The organism is Rhodoferax sp. MLSD5-FHT05B10 (assembly GCF_058793415.1).
In genome coordinates this window covers 41,514-58,127 of the sequence record NZ_JBXAFT010000009.1, presented here as the reverse complement: position 1 = coordinate 58,127, position 16,614 = coordinate 41,514, and the positions used below count along the sequence as shown (strand labels likewise).

Below are 16,614 nucleotides of genomic sequence, written 5' to 3'. Positions count from 1 at the left end.
AAGCTGCGGCGTTGACCCGACCACTTCCCGGATGGTGCGGTGTTTGCGCATGCAAAACTTGACAATGAAGGACTATGATTTGACTTTCAAGGACATTCGGGTAAGCCCTGATCCAACGGAAAAACACGCCCTCCATGACCACATTGATACGCGCCGCTGCCTTGCAGGGCTATGAAACAGCCGCCCGGTCCATTGGAAGGGATCCGCTGGCCGAGTTGCGCAAGGTGAACCTGTCGATCCGCAACCTGATCGAGACCGACAATTTCATCGCCTACCAGGCCTTTATCCGCTTGCTGGAAAACACGGCGCAGGCGGGAAAATGCCCTGACTTTGGCCTGAAGCTGGCCCAGCACCAGACCGCCTTCCTGGAAGGCCCCCTGACCCTGCTGATGCGGCACGCCGAGACCCTGAAGGCCGCCCTCTCCCTGGGGGCGCAATACAGCCACATCTTCAGCCCGGTGATGCGCACCTCCCTGGTTCCCGTGCCCGACCAGCCCCATCTGGTGGACGTGACCGTCATCGTCAACGACGGCACCTTGACGGCCTGCGCACAGGCAACGGAGTTCGTGCTCCTGGGAGTCCTGAACGTCCTGCGCTGGCTCACCAACAACCAGCTCCGCCCCCAACAGGTATTGATTCCCCACGCCCGCATGGGCTCCAGCGCGCACTACGCCAGGTACCTGGATTGCGAATGCCGTTTCGATACCGCTTTCGCCGCGGTGCGCATTGCCACGGCGGAGCTCGACACGGCGCTCCCCGGCAGGAACGCGCTCCTGATGCACATGGCGCAAAGCTACATCGAGCAGCACTTCGGCACGTCGCACAACCTGGTATCGGATCGGGTGCGTACCCTGCTGCGCCAGCTGATGGCCATGGGTCGCGTGAACCAGACCGACATTGCGGCCGCACTATCCCTGCACCCCAAGACCCTGCAGCGCCGACTGCAGCGGGAAGGCCAGCGTTTTGACACGCTGCTCGACGCCGTGCGACGCGACCGCTTTCTGGAACTGCTGCTGCAATCGACCAAACCAAGTCTGGCCCACATTGCGCTCATGGTGGGTTATTGCGAGCATTCGGTCCTCACGCGCAGCTGCCACCGGTGGTTTGGCTGCAGCCCCCGGGAACTGCGGCAAAGGCAGCAGGCAGCGCCAGACCCGGCGGCCCCGCTTCGCTACTGAACGATTCCCAGGTACAGGAAGAGCCCGTAGCCGGCGACCAGCGCCGCGCCCAGCACGCGGGGCAACCGCCCCAGCAGGGCGATAGACAGGAAATGGACTGCGGCGGCGCCCAGAATGATGAAGACGCCCATCTGGAAATAGCCGGGAATATCAATCGTGTCGAACAGGGCAAACAGCCCGATGCACATGGGAATGCAGATGTGGCTGTCGCCAATCTGCGAACTAACCACGATGTCCTGCCGCCCCACATACCCGTAGTACAGCGCAATGAAGGCATTGGGCAACACCATCAGCACGCCGCTGAGCCAGCCCAGGTTCCCTGAATTCAGCACCTTGCCGTCGGCGTGGCCGATCCAGGTAACAAGGTGGTCGATGCTCAGGTAGATGCCGTAGGCGCTCACGGCAATCAGCACCAGGTCGATGGCAATCGACCAGTGGAAGCTCCGGTTCTTGCGCACGTTGTTCTTGAGGATTTCAAACACGTGCAGGATTTGCCAGAACAGGAACAGCCCCACCAGCACCAATCCGTCATACAGATCGATGACCTTGTCCTTGCCCAGCGCCCACAGGGTCCCGGTGAACAGGAACAGGGCAACCAGGGTAAACAGGAGATCGAGCCGGTACAGACGGTAGACGTCGTCCTGTTTTTTCTTCTTGCCGCCGGCGGTCTTCCGGGGAGCAATGGCCGAGCTGCAGAAAATGGCCGAGAGCCCCAGGATGAGCGTCAGGTTGGTGACGTTGTTGACGATGCAGTTCTCGATGACCTGCCGGCCGTTGCCCGCGGAACGGCTCATTACGTAGGCGAAGATCAGGTTCGCGAACCCCGAGCAGTAGGGCATGATCAGCGTCCCCAGCACGGTGCCTTCAAAGCCCTTGTTTTCGATCGCGCGCAGGCGCCAGATCATCAGGATGGACGCCGCCACAAACAGGCCCAGCAGTGCCAGCGGGTTGGAGAAATACACCAGAAACTGCTTCTCTACGCTGCGCACTGAAAACAACCGGCTGAATTGGACATGGGTGGAGGATACTTTATGTAAACTGCCCCTTTTTGCGAAAGAAAGTCCCCATGCCAAGCCCCGCCGCACTGCCCGCCAATGAAACCGCCGAACGCATCGTTCGCCATTTCCAGGCGGAGGGATTTTCCGGCATCTCGGAGGCGCTGATTGTCCGCGTGCGCCTGAAGAAAGGGGACCGGCAGACCGTCGACGCGGCATTTGATGCGGCAGTCGAGCAGGAGATCATGCCGCCGCTGGGCGAGTTCTTCGAGATGCACCCCTACGGGCATTTTGCCGACCTGCGCAGCTTTGCCGAAGCCCGGGCCGCCTTCAAGGCCGACTTTGGCGTCAGCCTGCGCCGGGAACTGCCCAGCATCTACTTCGACGCCGCCCCGGTCGTCATCGACGACGCCCTGGCAACGGGCACCAAGTACGACGCAATGATCAAGCTCAGCGACAACATCGGCGGCTACGCCCTGGCCATTCTCCTGAACGACCCGACCTCCTCATTTTTTGAGTACCTCGGCAGCCACCGCGGCTACGACTGGGGCAAGATCATGGGCGATTTTGGAGCAGTGGCCACCTCGTTCGAGCGGGAGTGGGAGCTTTTCTGACTATCAAATCAGGAGCAACCCACGCAATCGATACGGGGGTTGCAACTGTATGGGGCCAGTAAAAAGCCCTACTCCACCCGCGTCACGCTGTTGGGTTTGAAGCCCAGGTCTGCCGCCTTGCCCTTGCGGGCACGGGCGGCGCGGGCATTGTTCAGGCTGCGGATTTCCAGCGTCTCCTCCCGATCCTTGCCGCCACGGCCTATGCCGGCAATGCGCACGCTGCGGGTGTAGGCCGCTGCACCGGCCAGGGTGTCCTTGGCTTCCAGGTCGATCAGCATCAGGCCGCGCCCGCCCTTGGCTTGCGGCTTGAGTTCCGTGATCGCGAAGGTCAGGATGCGGCCGCCAGTGGAGGCACAGGCCACGTGCGTAGCAGGCGCCACCAGCGCGGCCGGCGTGCCCGGTGTGACGACCTTGCCCTGGGCGCCCGCCACCAGCGAGGGGCAGCACAGGGTTTCGCCCGCGTTGACCGTGACAAAGGCCTTGCCTGCCTTCTGGCGCGAGACCATGTTCTCCACCGTGGCCAGGAAGCCATAGCCGGCACTGCTGCTGAGCAACAGCGTGGCGGCCGCCGGCCCGGCAAAGTAGTACAGCAACTGGGTTCCGGCTTCGAGTTCCAGCAGGGTGGTGACGGGCTGGCCATCACCGCGCCCGCCGGGCAACAGGGACACGTCGATGGAGTACACCCGTCCATTGGAGCCAAACACCAGCAAGGTGTCGACACTGCGGCACTCAAACGTGCCGTACAGGCCGTCACCGGCCTTGAAGGCAAAGCTGGACGCCTCGTGGCCATGGCCGGTGCGCGCGCGCACCCAGCCTTTCTGGCTGACCACCACTGTGACGGGCTCGTCCACCACCTTGACCTCGGCCACGGCTTTTTTCTCGGCCTGGATCAGGGTGCGGCGCGGATCGGCAAAGGTCTTGGCGTCCGCCTCGATCTCCTTGACCATCAGGCGGCGCAGCGCGGCCGGGCTGGCCAGGATTTCTTCCAGCTTGCCCTGCTCGCCCCGCAGTTCGGCCAGTTCCTGTTCGATCTTGATGGCTTCCAGCCGCGCCAGTTGGCGCAGGCGGATTTCCAGGATGTCCTCGGCCTGGCGGTCGCTCAGGTTGAAGCGTGCGATCAGCGCCGCCTTGGGCTCGTCCGACTGGCGGATGATGGCAATCACCTCGTCGATATTGAGCAACACCGTCTGGCGGCCTTCGAGGATGTGGATGCGGTCCAGCACCTTGCTTAGTCGGTGCTGCGAGCGCTTCTCGATGGTGCTCTGGCGAAACGCAATCCATTCCTGCAGCATCTGGCGCAGGGATTTCTGGACGGGCCGGCCGTCCAGCCCGATCATGGTCAGGTTGATGGGCGAAGACGTTTCCAGGCTGGTGTGGGCCAAGAGCGCGGTGATCAGCTCCTGCTGTTCGATGCGGCTGGTCTTGGGCTCGAACACCAGGCGCACCGGCGCGTCCTTGTTGGACTCGTCGCGCACCACGTCCAGCACCGAGAGAATGCTGGCCTTGAGCTGGGTCTGGTCCTGGCTCAGCGCCTTCTTGCCGGCCTTGACCTTGGGGTTGGTCAGCTCCTCGATTTCTTCCAGCACGCGCTGGCTGCTGACACCCGGCGGCAGTTCGGTGACCACCAGCTGCCACTGGCCGCGGGCCAGGTCTTCGATCTTCCAGCGGGCGCGCACCTTGAGCGAGCCGCGCCCGGTGCGGTAGGCATCGGCAATGTCGCTGGCCGAACTGATGATCTGGCCGCCGCCCGGAAAGTCGGGGCCGGGGATGAGCGCCGCCAGGGCGTCATCCGTCAGCGCCGGGGTCTTGATCAGGGCCACGCAGGCATCGGCCACCTCGCGCAGGTTGTGGCTGGGAATTTCGGTGGCCAGGCCCACCGCAATGCCGCTGGCGCCGTTGAGCAGGCTGAAGGGCAGGCGCGCCGGCAGTTGGCGCGGCTCCTCGGTGGAGCCGTCGTAGTTGGGCTGGAAGTCCACCGTGCCCTGGTCGATTTCGTCGAGCAGCAGGCTGGTGATCCTGGACAGCCGCGCCTCGGTGTAGCGCATGGCAGCGGCACCGTCGCCGTCGCGCGAGCCGAAGTTGCCCTGGCCGTCGATCAGCGGATAGCGCTGCGAAAAATCTTGCGCCATGCGCACCAGGGCGTCGTAGGCCGCCTGATCGCCGTGGGGGTGGAAGCGGCCCAGTACGTCACCCACGACGCGGGCGCTTTTCACCGGCTTGGCTGCGGTGTTGCCATTGGGTCCGCCAAAACCCAGCCCCATGCGCGACATGGAGTACAGGATGCGCCGTTGCACGGGCTTCTGGCCGTCGCAGACATCGGGAAGGGCACGGCCCTTGACCACGGACAGGGCGTACTCCAGGTAGGCGCGCTGGGCGTAGGTGGCCAGGTTGAGCTGGCCGTCGTCTTCCGCGGGAGCGGAGGCAAGGTCGAGAATCGGTTGGTCGGTCATTTTTATAGACAAAAACAAGCTGCAGCCGGCATGAAGCCTACGCTAACAGCTATCAATTCAATAGCTAAACATCCAATTCGACAGAGTCGCCATGCAACTCCATCAGCTCGCGCCGGGCGGCGGCCTCGCCCTTGCCCATGAGCTTGGTGATCAGGGACTCGGTGGCACCGAAGTCGATGGCCCCCAGCGCCACCGGCAGCAGGCGGCGGGTGTCGGGGTTGAGTGTGGTATCCCACAGCTGCTCGGCATTCATTTCGCCCAGACCTTTGAAGCGGCTGATGGTCCAGGCGCCTTCGCGCACGCCTTCCTTGCGCAGCTTGTCTAGGATGGCGGTGAGCTCGCCCTCGTCCAGCGCATAGGCCTTGCTGGCCGGTTTCTTGCCACGCGCCGGCGCATCGACGCGGAACAGCGGCGGACGGGCCACAAACACGTGACCGGTTTCGATGAGCTTGGGAAAGTGGCGAAAGAACAGCGTGAGCAACAGCACCTGGATGTGGGAGCCGTCCACGTCGGCATCGCTCAGGATACAGACCTTGCCGTAGCGCAGGCCACTCAAATCAGGCGTGTCGTCGGGGCCGTGCGGGTCCACGCCGATGGCGACCGAGATGTCATGGATTTCGGTGTTGGCAAACAGGCGGTCACGGTCCACCTCCCAGGTGTTCAGGACCTTGCCGCGCAGCGGCAAGATGGCCTGGTTCTCCTTGTCGCGCCCCATCTTGGCGCTGCCGCCGGCGGAGTCGCCCTCGACCAGGAAAACCTCGTTGTACAGAATGTCGCGGCTCTCGCAGTCGGTCAGCTTGCCAGGCAGCACAGCCACGCCGGAGCTCTTGCGCTTCTCGACCTTCTGGCCGGCCTTCTGGCGACTCTGGGCCGCCTTGATCGCCAGCTCGGCCAGCTTCTTGCCGTATTCCACGTGCTGGTTCAGCCACAGCTCCAGCGCCGGGCGCACAAAGCTGGACACCAGGCGCACCGCGTCACGCGAGTTGAGCCGTTCCTTGATCTGGCCCTGGAACTGCGGGTCCAGCACCTTGGTGGACAGCACGTAGCTGGCGCGGGCGAACACGTCCTCGGGCATGAGCTTCACGCCCTTGGGCAGCAGCGAGTGCAGTTCGATGAAGCTTTTGACGGCGGTGAACAGGCCGTCGCGCAGGCCGCTCTCGTGTGTGCCGCCGGCGCTGGTGGGAATCAGGTTGACGTAGCTCTCGCGCACCGGCTGGCCGTCTTCGGTAAAGGCCACGCACCAGGCGGCGCCCTCGCCTTCGGCAAAGTTGTCGTTCTGGCCGTCGGCAAAGCCCTCGCCATCAAACAGCGGAATGACGGGCTCGCCATTGAGCGTCTGCATCAGGTAGTCGCGCAGGCCACCCTTGTAGAGCCAGGTCTGGGTTTCCCGGGTCTTTTCCACGGTCAGGGTGACGCTCACCCCGGGCATCAGCACGGCCTTGGAGCGCAGCAGGTGGGTCAGCTCGCCCATGGGCAGCGCGGCAGACTCGAAGTATTTGGCCTCGGGCCACACGCGCACCGTGGTGCCGGACTTGCGGTCGCCCTCGGCGGCCTTGCGCGCCTGCAGGGGCTGGGTCACGTCGCCGTGCTCGAACACCAGGCCCGCCACCTGGCCTTCACGGTAGCTGGTGGCCTCCAGCCGCTTGGCCAAAGCGTTGGTCACACTCACGCCCACGCCGTGCAGGCCGCCGGAGAAGCTGTAGGCCCCGCCTGTGCCCTTGTCGAACTTGCCGCCGGCGTGCAGGCGGGTGAACACCAGCTCGATCACCGGCGCCTTTTCTTCCGGGTGCAGGCCAAACGGGATGCCGCGGCCATCGTCCTCCACCGAGACCGATCCGTCGACGTGCAGCGTGACCTTGATCTTCTTGCCGTAGCCGCCCAGCGCTTCGTCTGCCGCGTTGTCCAGCACTTCCTGGATGACGTGCAGCGGGTTGTCGGTGCGGGTGTACATGCCCGGACGTTGCTTGACCGGCTCCAGGCCTTTGAGGACCCGGATGGAGCCTTCGGAGTATTCAGAGTTGGGTTTGACAGACATAGCGCGGCATTGTAGTCCCATGGACGGAATTAACTGTACATATAACCAGCCACCCCCTGCGACACCAACCCCACGGGCCGTGGTCGACAGCCGGATTGGCTACATTAAGCACATGCATCCGTCACCCAAGCCCCTCTCCCTCACGCAGCTGCTCCTGTGCGGCGCGGCCATCGTCACCCTGTCCATGGGCGTGCGCCACGGTTTCGGTCTGTGGCTGCAGCCCATTACCCAGGCACACGGCTGGAACCGCGAAAACTTTGCCTTCGCCATTGCCATCCAGAACCTGGCCTGGGGCTTCTCCGGCATTTTTGCGGGCATGCTGGCCGACCGGTTTGGCGCCTTCCGCGTCATCGTGCTGGGCGCCGTTCTGTATGCCCTGGGCCTGGTGGGCATGGCCTACGCCCCCACCCCCCCGCTCTTCGCCCTGGCCACCGGCGTCCTGATCGGCGTGGCCCAGGCGGGAACCACCTATGCCGTGGTCTACGGCGTCATCGGCCGCAATGTGCCGGCAGAGAAACGCTCCTGGGCCATGGGCATCACCGCGGCAGCCGGTTCGTTCGGCCAGTTCCTGATGGTGCCGACCGAAGGCTTCCTGATCAGCTCCGTGGGCTGGCAGCAGGCCCTGGTGTGGCTGGGACTGGCCGCCCTGCTGATGGCACCGCTGGCCTGGGGCCTGCGCGAACCCGGGTTTGCCGGCAGCGCCCACCACCAGCGCGAACAGACCATCTTTCAGGCCCTGCACGAAGCCTTCAAGTACCCCAGCTTCCAGCTGCTGATGGCCGGCTACTTTGTCTGCGGCTTCCAGGTGGTGTTCATTGGCGTGCACATGCCGAGCTACCTGCGCGACAAGGGCCTGTCGCCCCAGGTCGCCAGCTATGCGCTGGCCCTGATCGGCCTGTTCAACGTGTTTGGCACCTACGCGGCGGGCGTGCTGGGGCAAAGGCTGCCCAAGCGCAACATCCTGGCCTTCATCTACCTGGCGCGCTCGGTGGCCATCAGCCTCTTCCTGCTGGTGCCGCTGTCGCCGGCCAGCGTCTATGTGTTTGCCAGCGTCATGGGCTTCCTGTGGCTGTCCACGGTCCCGGTGACCAACGCCACGGTGGCCCAGATCTTCGGGGTGGCGCACCTGTCCATGCTCAGCGGCTTCGTGTTCTTCAGCCACCAGATCGGCTCCTTCCTGGGCGTCTGGCTGGGTGGCTATCTGTATGACCGCACCGGCAGCTACGACATTGTCTGGTACATCGCCATCGGGCTGGGCGTGATGGCGGCGCTGGTGAATCTGCCGGTCCAGGAACGGGCCATTGCCCGCCCCCTGCCGCAGGGCGTGCACTGATACCATGAAGCCCGGCCGCCAATGGTTCGCCGCCGCGCTGGCACTGGCCGTGCTCGCCGGCGTGTTTGCCCTGTACACCCGGCCCGATTTCCTGGTGCAGCTGGCCAACCAGCTGTGGGCCTGTTTCTGAATTCTTGCGCATACACCCATGACGGACACCAACCAGCCTACGCAGACCAACACCACCATCATCACCGGCGCTTCGGACGGCATCGGCGCGGAAATGGCGCGCCAGCTGGCCCGCACCCACGGCAGCAACGTGGCGCTCGTGCTGGCGGCCCGCAATGCAGCGCTGCTGGCGGCCGTGGCCGCCCAGTGCGAGGCGTTGGGCGCCCGCGTGCTGGTGGTGCCGACCGATGTGTCCGAACACGCGCAATGCCGTGCGCTGGTGGAGCAGACCGTGCGCACCTTCGGTCGCGTGGACACGCTCATCAACAACGCCGGCATTTCCGCCCAGGCCCTGTTCAGCGAGGTCAAGGCCGAGGATCTGGGCTGGTATGAGCAGCTGATGCGCGTCAACCTGTGGGGCAGCGTGTGGTGCACCCACGCCGCCCTGCCCTACCTGAAAGCCAGCCGAGGCCGCATCGTGGCGGTGTCCTCGCTGGCCGGGCTGATCGCCCTGCCCGGGCGCACGGCCTACAGCACCTCGAAATTCGCCATGACCGGCTTCTTCGACGCCTTGCGCACCGAGCTGCAGGGCGCGGGGGTCACGGTCACCACCGCCTTTCCCGGCGTAGTGCTGACCAACATCCGCACCCGGGGCCTCAACGCTGCCGGACAGACCGCAGGGTCCAGCGGCCTCAAGGAGGACAAGGCCATGGGCGTGGAGGAATGCGCCCGTCACATCCTGGCCGGCATGGAGCAGCGCCAGCGCGAGGTCCTCATGACCCCCCAGGGCAAGGTGGCCCGCTGGATCAAACTCCTGGCCCCCCGCATGGTGGACCGCTTGGCGCTGGCGGCGCTGAAAGACGAGGTCAAGCCCCGATGAACGCCCCTGCGCCAGACCCGCACACCCGGGGCGCACCCTCGCCGTGGATCGTGCGCTGGTCGCACCTGCTGCAACCCGGCACCACCGTGCTGGACGTGGCCTGCGGGTCGGGCCGCCACCTGGCCTGGTTTGCCCGCAGCGGACACGCCGTGACCGGCATTGACCGCAACCTGGCCGCCGTCCAGGACCTGGCCGGTGTCGCCACGCTGGTGGACGCCGATATCGAGAACGCCCCCTGGCCGCTGCTGTCCGGCCAGGTCCCGCGCGCCTTCGGTGCCGTGGTGGTCACCAACTACCTGTGGCGCCCGCTCCTGCACACCCTGGTGCACAGCGTCGCCCCCGGCGGGGTTTTGCTGTATGAAACCTTCGCCAGCGGCAACGAGACGGTGGGACGCCCCGCACGCGCCGAGTTTTTGCTGCGCCCCGGGGAACTCCTGGAGGCTTGCCGGGATCTGGACATCGTGGCGTACGAAAACGGCTACCTGGACAACCCGCCCCGGTTCGTCCAGCGCATCGCTGCGCTACGATCCGGAACCGGCGACACGCCAGCACAGAAACAATCCAGACACCTACTCTAGGTAAAATGGCCGATTACTGAACAGACACACGACATGAACTCTCCTCAAGGTCAAATCAAGGGCAGCATCGTGGCCCTCGTCACCCCGATGCATGACGACGGCTCGGTGGACTATCCTGCGCTGCGCAAACTGATTGACTGGCACATCGCCGAAGGGACCGACTGCGTTGGCGTTGTCGGCACCACCGGCGAGTCGCCCACGGTCACGGTGGAAGAGCATTGCGAGATCATCCGCGTGTCGGTGGAGCAGGCTGCGGGGCGCGTTCCCATCATGGCCGGCTGCGGCGCCAACTCCACGGCAGAGGCCATCGAGCTGGCGCGCTTTGCGAAGAAGGTGGGCGCCGATTGCCAGCTGCAGGTCGTCCCCTACTACAACAAGCCCACGCAGGAAGGACAGTACCAGCACTTCAAGGCGATCGCCGAGGCCGTGGACCTGCCCGTCATCCTGTACAACGTGCCGGGACGCTCGGTGGCCGATATGGCGCACGACACGGTCATGCGGCTGGCCCAGGTGCCCGGCATCGTCGGCATCAAGGAGGCCACGGGCAACATCGAACGCGCCCAGTGGCTGATCAAGGAAGCTCCCAAGGGCTTTGCGGTCTACTCCGGGGATGACCCCACGGCGGTGGCCCTGATGCTGTGCGGCGGCCACGGCAACGTGAGTGTCACCGCCAACGTGGCACCGCGCCTGATGCACGAACTGTGCATGGCCGCCATTGCCGGCAATGTGCAGCGCGCCATGGAAATCCAGATGCAGCTGCTGCCGCTGCACAAGGCCCTGTTCGTCGAGTCCAACCCAATTCCCGTGAAGTGGGCGGTAGCCCGCATGGGGCTGTGCCAAGAAGCCCTGCGCCTGCCCTTGACCGTGCTGACTCCCGCCAACCGGCCGGGGCTGGAACGCGTCATGCAGTCCACGGGTCTGATCTGACCCCCCCTTTCCCATTCGAGGATTTCCGTGAACCCATTTTTCAAAGTCAGCCTGCTGGCAACAGCCATTGCGCTATCCGCCTGCTCCGCGCTGGAAACAGACAAGGTGGACTACCGCAGTACCGCCAAGGCACCGGCGCTGGACATCCCTCCGGACCTGACCCAATTGTCCAAGGAGACCCGCTACAGCGTCGTCGATGGCGCAGTGTCGGCCTCCGGCTACCAGGCCAACCAGGCCACAGCCGCCCAGACCCCGGTGGCAACCCTGTCCGTGGGAGATGTGCGGATCGAACGCTCCGGCAACCAGCGCTGGCTGGTCGTCAAACGCCCTGCCGACAAGCTGTGGGAGCCGGTAAAGGATTTCTGGCAGGAAAACGGCTTCCAGCTGGCCATGGACCAGAGCAGCCTGGGCATCATGGAAACCGACTGGGCCGAGAACCGCGCCAAGATTCCCCAGGATGCCATTCGCAGCGCCCTGGGCAAACTCTTTGACTCGCTCTATTCGACCCCCGAACGCGACAAGTTCCGCACCCGCCTGGAGCGCGACGCCAACGGCGACACCGAAATTTTCATCAGCCACCGCGGCATGATCGAGGTCTACACCTCCTCCGAGAATAAAAACACGGTGTGGCAACCCCGGGCGGTCGACCCTGAACTGGAAGCCGAGTTCTTGCGTCGCCTGATGGTCAAGCTGGGCATGACCCAGGAGCAGTCCAAGGCCCTCGTGGCCAATAGCGTGGCCAAGTCCACCACCGCCATTGCCACGGAAAACGGCCAGCCGGTAGTACGCATCGAAGAAGGGTTCGAGCGCGCGTGGCGCCGCGTTGGGCTAGCACTGGACCGCACCGGCTTCACGGTGGAAGACCGGGACCGCAAGCAGGGCATTTATTTTGTGCGATACGTTCCGCTGGTGGCCGACAGCGAGCCCGGATTTTTCAGCAAACTGTTCAGTGGCTCCGACAAGACGGTTGATGCGTCGAAGTTCCAGATTGCCGTGCGCAGCCAGGCGAACGTGACCACGGTTTCCGTTCTGGACGCCAAGGGGGCGCCTGAGAAATCCGCCACGGCACAGCGCATTGTCAAAGTGATCGCGGACGACATGAAATAACCACATCGGGGCGACACGCCCCGATGTTGGGACGAAAAAAAACCACCTTGCGGTGGTTTTTTTTCGCGTGCAAGAAATTACTTCTTGGCTGGCTCAGCAGCTGCGGGAGCAGCAGCAGGAGCTTCAGCAGCTGCGGGAGCAGCAGCAGGAGCGGAAGCAGCAGCTTCAGCAGCGGGAGCAGCGGCAGGAGCAGCAGCGGCGGGAGCAGCCACGGGTGCGGGAGCAGCTTCTTCTTTTTTACCGCAAGCAGCCAGGGCAGCAGCAGCGATAACAGCTGCCAAAACGAGAGATTTGTTCATTTTTAAAAACTAGAGTGAGTTAACGAAACAATTTCCGGAAATTGTCAAGGCAGCAAGCCGCCCGGACGCAGACAAAAAGCATTCGATCTCTTTCTGCCCGGCTGCAAATTGTACAGGAAACCAAAACCCTACCACGGGGAAACCCTTAACACCTTACACACTACAGACCCAGTGTCGTGGCCGGGAACCCGGGCACGCTTTGCCGCAGGCACTCATCGAGTTGCTGCCTGAGCAGTACCCGGCGCTGCGCCTCGTACGTGGTCACCCCCGTGCTGCGCTCCGGATCCAGGCGGTGCAGCATCCACTGCGGACTCCACAGGGCACTGGGCAGTTCACCGGCATCCCGGGTCCTGCTCACCCGGCATTCGACGATATGGTCCCATTGGCAACGCCAGCCGACAAAACGCGGGTGGTAGCGCAAGACCGCGTCGTAGCGCTGCGCCAGCATCACCAGACGGCGCCCCCGACCGGACCACGCCTGCAGGGATTCGACAACCTCCCGCTCGCGCAGGGGCCAGTCTTCAAAACTGGCATCGCTCCACACCATCTCGGACCATCCCTCGCGCGCGGCACACGCCAGGGCATCGCGTACCAGCTGGGCAAAACTCTGGGGGCCGGCAAAGGGCCCCGTCAGCAACGGCCCCGTACCGTCACTGGTCGGCATGCACCCACCCCGCTTCCACCCATTCGGCCAGCAGCCCACGTGCCGCAGGGCTCAGGCGCCGGATCTCCGCAGGCCGCAAAGACCGCTGGTCGGCCAGCAGGTGTATCAGCTGTGCATCGCGCCCGGACGCCCGAAAGCTCTCCCCATTCACGAACACATGGTGGGCGTCATACAGCATGCGGGTGCAGCGGTCCAGCGTGACGGCGCCCTCCAAGGTCACCGCCCCACCCGCATCAAAGCCGACATGAGCCTTGGGTTCACTCAGATACTCGCCCAGCGCCCGTGGCACGGCCAGGGGGTCGCGCAAGGCATCGGCCAAAGCGCCCCGCGCGAATTCCACCAGGCCCTCGGGAATGGCCCCGCAACCGGCAACCGCCGGCTGTCGCGGGTCCCGGTACAAGCCGGCGCCCGCCTGCTCCTGGGCATCGTCGGCCAGGCGCTGCAACAGCTCTGCGGCCAACTCACCGCGGCTGGGGGACCGAAAGCCGATGGAATAGGTCATGCATTCACCCTGCGCAATGCCGTCGTGGGCGTAGCGTGGCGGCAGGTACAGCATGTCGCCCGGGTTGAGCACAAACTCCTGCTCCGGCTCGAAGTGGGCCAGGATCTTGAGGGGGAGATCCGGCTGCAGGCTCAGGTCTTTCTGGCGTCCGATGCGCCAGCGCCGCTGCCCATGGGCCTGCAGCAAGAACACGTCGTAGCTGTCGAAATGCGGCCCCACGCCACCGCCCTCGGTGGCGTAGCTGACCATCAGGTCGTCCAGCCGGGCGTCGGGCACAAAACGGAACTGGTTCATCAGGGCATGCGCCCGCTCGTCGTGCAGGTCCACCCCCTGCACCAGCAGGGTCCAGCCGGGCTGCTTGAACGCCGGCAGGGCCTTGCGGTTAAACGGACCATGCCGGAAACGCCAGCTGCGAGCCGTGTGCGGGTCTGCCTGGACCACCAGGCGGGACTGCACCTCTTCCCGGGCCGCCAGGTCCAGCAACTCCGCGCGGCTCAACAGCGGCTGGAAACCGGGAATAGCCTGGCGGATCACCAACGGCTTCTTCTGCCAGTGACGCTGCATGAAGGTCTTGGGGGACAGGCCGCCGAGCAGCGACAGGGGTTCATTCACATTCATGGGGTCATTTTCCGGTCAGGTACAAACACAGCTCAATTCAAACTGCGACAATTCTCGTATGGAAATCACTGAACAATGCGTCGTTGCCCTCACCTGGACGCTGAAAGACACCTTGGGCGAAGAACTGGACGTGCTGGACGAGCCCGCCGAATTTCTGGTTGGCGGCAACGACCTGTTGCCCGCCATCGAGGCTGCGCTGCAGGGCCACGGCGCAGGCGCCAAACTCAACCTGCAAATCGAACCCGAACAGGCGTTTGGTGACTTCAACGACCAGATGATCTTTCTGGAGCCCCGCCACCTGTTCCCCCAGGATCTGCAGGAAGGGCTGACCATGGAGGGATCCGCCCTGCCCGCCGGCTGCAACCCCGCAGCCCCCAAGGAAGCGCTGTACACCATCACCGACATCTACCCCGAACACGTGGTGCTGGACGGCAACCACCCGTTGGCCGGCATTGCCATTCGCGTCAGCCTGAAGGTGGAATCTGTACGCGAAGCCACCGAAGAGGAAATTGGCCGCGGCTCAGCCGGCACCGGCTTCTACCGTATCCAGCCGGTCCACACCGAACTGCCCGGTAGCGATACCGTGCACTGACGCACGCCCAAGGCGGAACTGCGGTTTACGCCTTGCCGGTGGAACCGTACCCGCCCTCGCCGCGTTGCGAGGCCGGGAATTCGGTCACCACATTGAACTGCGCCTGCACCACCGGCACGATGACCAGCTGGGCAATGCGCTCCAGGGGTTCGATGGTGAACGCGGTGCTGCTGCGGTTCCAGGCGCTGACCATGAGCTGCCCCTGGTAATCGCTGTCGATCAGCCCCACCAGATTGCCCAACACGATGCCGTGCTTGTGGCCCAACCCCGAGCGCGGCAGGATCAGTGCCGCGTAGCCGGGGTCCCGCAGGTAGATGGCCATGCCGGTAGGCACCAGTTGCCAGGCGTTGGGCGCCAGCGTGAGCGGCTCGCTCAGGCAGGCCCGCAAATCCAGGCCGGCGCTGCCGGGCGTGGCGTAGGTGGGCAGCTGGTCGGCCAGACGGCTGTCGATGATCTTGACGTCAATTTTCATGGAACACATTTTTCAGGAAGAAGAAGGCTGCAGACGGCTGGCAATCTCGGCCACCAGCAGGCGCGCCAGCGCCAGCTTGGAGGCGCGGGGTATTTCCTTGGCGCCTGCCGCATCCACCAGCAGCAGGGCGTTGTCATCCTGACCGAAGGTGGCGGGGCCAATATTGCCCACCAGCAAGGGCACCCCTTTGCGGGCCCGCTTGGCCGTGGCGTGCGCCAGCAGGTCGTGGCTTTCCGCGGCAAAGCCGACGCAGTACAGCGCCCCGCTTTGCGCCCGGGGCGAACTGGCCACGGTGGCCAGAATATCGGCGTTTTCCACAAAGCCCAGCACCGGAGGCAGGCCGGAGCCGTCTTTCTTGATCTTCTGGTCCGCCGACTGGGCCGGCCGCCAGTCGGCCACAGCGGCTGTTGCTATGAATATGCTAGCTATCTGCGCAGCATTCACGCAGGCTGCAAGCATATCGGATGCAGATTTCACGTCCACGCGCTGCACCCCCCTGGGGGTCGGCAGGCTGACAGGACCGGCCACCAGCGTGACCTGGGCGCCCGCCTCATGGGCCGCCCGGGCAATGGCAAAGCCCATTTTCCCGCTGGACAGGTTGGTGATGCCGCGCACCGGGTCAATGGCCTCGAAGGTGGGGCCGGCCGTGACCAGCACGTGCTGCCCCACCAGCACCTTGGGCTGAAAGAAGGCCACCACATCCTGCAGCAGCTCCTGGGGTTCCAGCATGCGCCCGTCGCCGGTTTCACCGCACGCCTGGTCGCCCGTACCCACCCCTAGAACGGTGCAGCCGTCCGCCTGCAACTGGGCCCGGTTGCGCTGGGTCGCCGGGTGGTCCCACATTTCGCGGTTCATGGCCGGGGCGATCAGCAGGGGCACCCGGTCCAGGGGGCGCGCCAGGCACATCAGGCTCAGCAGGTCGTCGGCCCCGCCGTGCAGCAGCTTGGCCATGAAATCGGCACTGCAGGGGGCAATGAGAATGGCGTCGGCCTCGCGGCTGAGGTTGATGTGCGCCATGTTGTTGGGTTCGCGGGCGTCCCACTGGGAACCGTACACCGGCCGGTTGGAGAGCGCCTGCATGGTCACGGGCGTGATGAACTGGGTGGCGGACTCGGTCATGACCACCTGGACCGTCGCCCCTTCCTTGACCAGCGCGCGGCACAATTCGGCTGCCTTGTAGCAGGCAATCCCCCCGGTCAGCCCCAAAACAATGTGTTTTCCAGCAAGATCATTCATGGGTGGCAATGTAGCAGAGAGCCTGA

At 64.6% G+C, this 16,614-nt stretch carries 17 protein-coding genes; 10 read left to right on the top strand and 7 right to left on the bottom strand.

Going from position 1 to position 16,614, the window contains the following annotated elements; all coding sequences use genetic code 11:
- Positions 1-134 precede the first annotated feature (134 nt).
- On the top strand, positions 135-1,178 hold the full coding sequence (locus AC1Q5W_RS14220; RefSeq protein ID WP_492643503.1) for an AraC family transcriptional regulator: 1,044 nt from the start codon (positions 135-137) through the stop codon (positions 1,176-1,178).
- On the opposite strand, the gene AC1Q5W_RS14215 is transcribed toward AC1Q5W_RS14220, so the two are convergent.
- The gene (locus AC1Q5W_RS14215) at positions 1,172-2,167 is read right to left on the bottom strand and encodes a calcium:cation antiporter family protein (RefSeq protein WP_492643504.1); all 996 of its coding nucleotides are present in this window, start codon (positions 2,165-2,167) and stop codon (positions 1,172-1,174) included. The two genes, AC1Q5W_RS14220 and AC1Q5W_RS14215, sit on opposite strands and share 7 nt — an antisense overlap.
- Positions 2,168-2,244: 77 nt before the next feature.
- Between AC1Q5W_RS14215 and AC1Q5W_RS14210 the strand changes: the two genes are divergently transcribed.
- Positions 2,245-2,787, top strand: a complete 543-nt coding sequence (locus AC1Q5W_RS14210) for a hypothetical protein (RefSeq protein WP_492643505.1) — start codon at positions 2,245-2,247, stop codon at positions 2,785-2,787.
- 68 nt (positions 2,788-2,855) lie between these two features.
- Here the strand turns inward: AC1Q5W_RS14210 and parC are convergent, their stop codons facing one another.
- Positions 2,856-5,237 carry a DNA topoisomerase IV subunit A gene (gene parC / locus AC1Q5W_RS14205; protein WP_492643506.1) on the bottom strand — a complete coding sequence of 794 codons (2,382 nt, stop codon included), beginning with the start codon at positions 5,235-5,237 and terminating at the stop codon, positions 2,856-2,858.
- Positions 5,238-5,301: 64 nt separating this feature from the next.
- Entirely contained in the window at positions 5,302-7,272 is a 1,971-nt protein-coding gene (locus tag AC1Q5W_RS14200; RefSeq protein WP_492643507.1) for a DNA topoisomerase IV subunit B, read from the bottom strand.
- A 112-nt stretch (positions 7,273-7,384) separates the two neighbouring features.
- On the opposite strand from AC1Q5W_RS14200, the gene AC1Q5W_RS14195 reads away from it, so the two are divergent.
- The 7 genes from AC1Q5W_RS14195 to AC1Q5W_RS14165 all read left to right on the top strand — a co-directional run bounded on the left by AC1Q5W_RS14195 (position 7,385) and on the right by AC1Q5W_RS14165 (position 12,476).
- Positions 7,385-8,605 carry an MFS transporter gene (locus AC1Q5W_RS14195; RefSeq protein WP_492643508.1) on the top strand — a complete coding sequence of 407 codons (1,221 nt, stop codon included), beginning with the start codon at positions 7,385-7,387 and terminating at the stop codon, positions 8,603-8,605.
- Between the two features lie 4 nt (positions 8,606-8,609).
- Positions 8,610-8,735, top strand: a complete 126-nt coding sequence (locus AC1Q5W_RS14190) for a hypothetical protein (protein ID WP_492643509.1) — start codon at positions 8,610-8,612, stop codon at positions 8,733-8,735.
- 18 nt (positions 8,736-8,753) lie between these two features.
- Positions 8,754-9,593: an SDR family oxidoreductase gene (locus AC1Q5W_RS14185; protein WP_492643510.1), complete on the top strand. Its 840-nt coding sequence runs from the start codon at positions 8,754-8,756 to the stop codon at positions 9,591-9,593.
- Entirely contained in the window at positions 9,590-10,171 is a 582-nt protein-coding gene (locus tag AC1Q5W_RS14180) for a class I SAM-dependent methyltransferase (protein WP_492643511.1), read from the top strand. Before AC1Q5W_RS14185 ends, AC1Q5W_RS14180 begins: the two co-directional genes overlap by 4 nt.
- A 33-nt stretch (positions 10,172-10,204) precedes the next feature.
- Entirely contained in the window at positions 10,205-11,098 is an 894-nt protein-coding gene (gene dapA, locus AC1Q5W_RS14175) for a 4-hydroxy-tetrahydrodipicolinate synthase (protein WP_492643512.1), read from the top strand.
- A gap of 27 nt (positions 11,099-11,125) precedes the next feature.
- Positions 11,126-12,205 carry an NlpB/DapX family lipoprotein gene (gene bamC, locus AC1Q5W_RS14170; RefSeq protein ID WP_492643513.1) on the top strand — a complete coding sequence of 360 codons (1,080 nt, stop codon included), beginning with the start codon at positions 11,126-11,128 and terminating at the stop codon, positions 12,203-12,205.
- A gap of 67 nt (positions 12,206-12,272) precedes the next feature.
- Positions 12,273-12,476 carry a hypothetical protein gene (locus tag AC1Q5W_RS14165; RefSeq protein WP_492643514.1) on the top strand — a complete coding sequence of 68 codons (204 nt, stop codon included), beginning with the start codon at positions 12,273-12,275 and terminating at the stop codon, positions 12,474-12,476.
- A gap of 188 nt (positions 12,477-12,664) precedes the next feature.
- Here the strand turns inward: AC1Q5W_RS14165 and AC1Q5W_RS14160 are convergent, their stop codons facing one another.
- Together AC1Q5W_RS14160 and AC1Q5W_RS14155 are read right to left on the bottom strand one after the other, a co-directional pair.
- Positions 12,665-13,168 (bottom strand): hypothetical protein, encoded by a 504-nt coding sequence (locus AC1Q5W_RS14160; protein WP_492643515.1) that lies wholly within the window; start codon positions 13,166-13,168, stop codon positions 12,665-12,667.
- Complete coding sequence (locus tag AC1Q5W_RS14155) at positions 13,155-14,288, bottom strand: JmjC domain-containing protein (protein WP_492643516.1); 1,134 nt, start codon at positions 14,286-14,288, stop codon at positions 13,155-13,157. Before AC1Q5W_RS14155 ends, AC1Q5W_RS14160 begins: the two co-directional genes overlap by 14 nt.
- A gap of 58 nt (positions 14,289-14,346) precedes the next feature.
- Between AC1Q5W_RS14155 and AC1Q5W_RS14150 the strand changes: the two genes are divergently transcribed.
- Positions 14,347-14,880 carry an FKBP-type peptidyl-prolyl cis-trans isomerase gene (locus AC1Q5W_RS14150; RefSeq protein WP_492643517.1) on the top strand — a complete coding sequence of 178 codons (534 nt, stop codon included), beginning with the start codon at positions 14,347-14,349 and terminating at the stop codon, positions 14,878-14,880.
- A 25-nt stretch (positions 14,881-14,905) separates the two neighbouring features.
- Here the strand turns inward: AC1Q5W_RS14150 and dut are convergent, their stop codons facing one another.
- Positions 14,906-15,352, bottom strand: coding sequence for a dUTP diphosphatase (gene dut / locus AC1Q5W_RS14145; protein WP_492643518.1), 447 nt, complete (start codon positions 15,350-15,352; stop codon positions 14,906-14,908).
- A 12-nt stretch (positions 15,353-15,364) separates the two neighbouring features.
- Complete coding sequence (gene coaBC / locus AC1Q5W_RS14140) at positions 15,365-16,588, bottom strand: bifunctional phosphopantothenoylcysteine decarboxylase/phosphopantothenate--cysteine ligase CoaBC (protein WP_492643519.1); 1,224 nt, start codon at positions 16,586-16,588, stop codon at positions 15,365-15,367.
- Positions 16,589-16,614: the final 26 nt, after the last annotated feature.

Excerpts from the sequence above, each read along its gene's own strand:
- AC1Q5W_RS14220 (WP_492643503.1), top strand. The coding sequence starts at position 135 with ATGACCACATTGATACGCGCCGCTGCCTTGCAGGGCTATGAAACAGCC.
- AC1Q5W_RS14210 (WP_492643505.1), top strand. The coding sequence starts at position 2,245 with ATGCCAAGCCCCGCCGCACTGCCCGCCAATGAAACCGCCGAACGCATC.
- parC (WP_492643506.1), bottom strand. The coding sequence starts at position 5,237 with ATGACCGACCAACCGATTCTCGACCTTGCCTCCGCTCCCGCGGAAGAC.
- AC1Q5W_RS14200 (WP_492643507.1), bottom strand. The coding sequence starts at position 7,272 with ATGTCTGTCAAACCCAACTCTGAATACTCCGAAGGCTCCATCCGGGTC.
- AC1Q5W_RS14195 (WP_492643508.1), top strand. The coding sequence starts at position 7,385 with ATGCATCCGTCACCCAAGCCCCTCTCCCTCACGCAGCTGCTCCTGTGC.
- AC1Q5W_RS14190 (WP_492643509.1), top strand. The coding sequence starts at position 8,610 with ATGAAGCCCGGCCGCCAATGGTTCGCCGCCGCGCTGGCACTGGCCGTG.
- AC1Q5W_RS14185 (WP_492643510.1), top strand. The coding sequence starts at position 8,754 with ATGACGGACACCAACCAGCCTACGCAGACCAACACCACCATCATCACC.
- AC1Q5W_RS14180 (WP_492643511.1), top strand. The coding sequence starts at position 9,590 with ATGAACGCCCCTGCGCCAGACCCGCACACCCGGGGCGCACCCTCGCCG.
- dapA (WP_492643512.1), top strand. The coding sequence starts at position 10,205 with ATGAACTCTCCTCAAGGTCAAATCAAGGGCAGCATCGTGGCCCTCGTC.
- AC1Q5W_RS14160 (WP_492643515.1), bottom strand. The coding sequence starts at position 13,168 with ATGCCGACCAGTGACGGTACGGGGCCGTTGCTGACGGGGCCCTTTGCC.
- AC1Q5W_RS14155 (WP_492643516.1), bottom strand. The coding sequence starts at position 14,288 with ATGAATGTGAATGAACCCCTGTCGCTGCTCGGCGGCCTGTCCCCCAAG.
- AC1Q5W_RS14150 (WP_492643517.1), top strand. The coding sequence starts at position 14,347 with ATGGAAATCACTGAACAATGCGTCGTTGCCCTCACCTGGACGCTGAAA.
- dut (WP_492643518.1), bottom strand. The coding sequence starts at position 15,352 with ATGAAAATTGACGTCAAGATCATCGACAGCCGTCTGGCCGACCAGCTG.
- coaBC (WP_492643519.1), bottom strand. The coding sequence starts at position 16,588 with ATGAATGATCTTGCTGGAAAACACATTGTTTTGGGGCTGACCGGGGGG.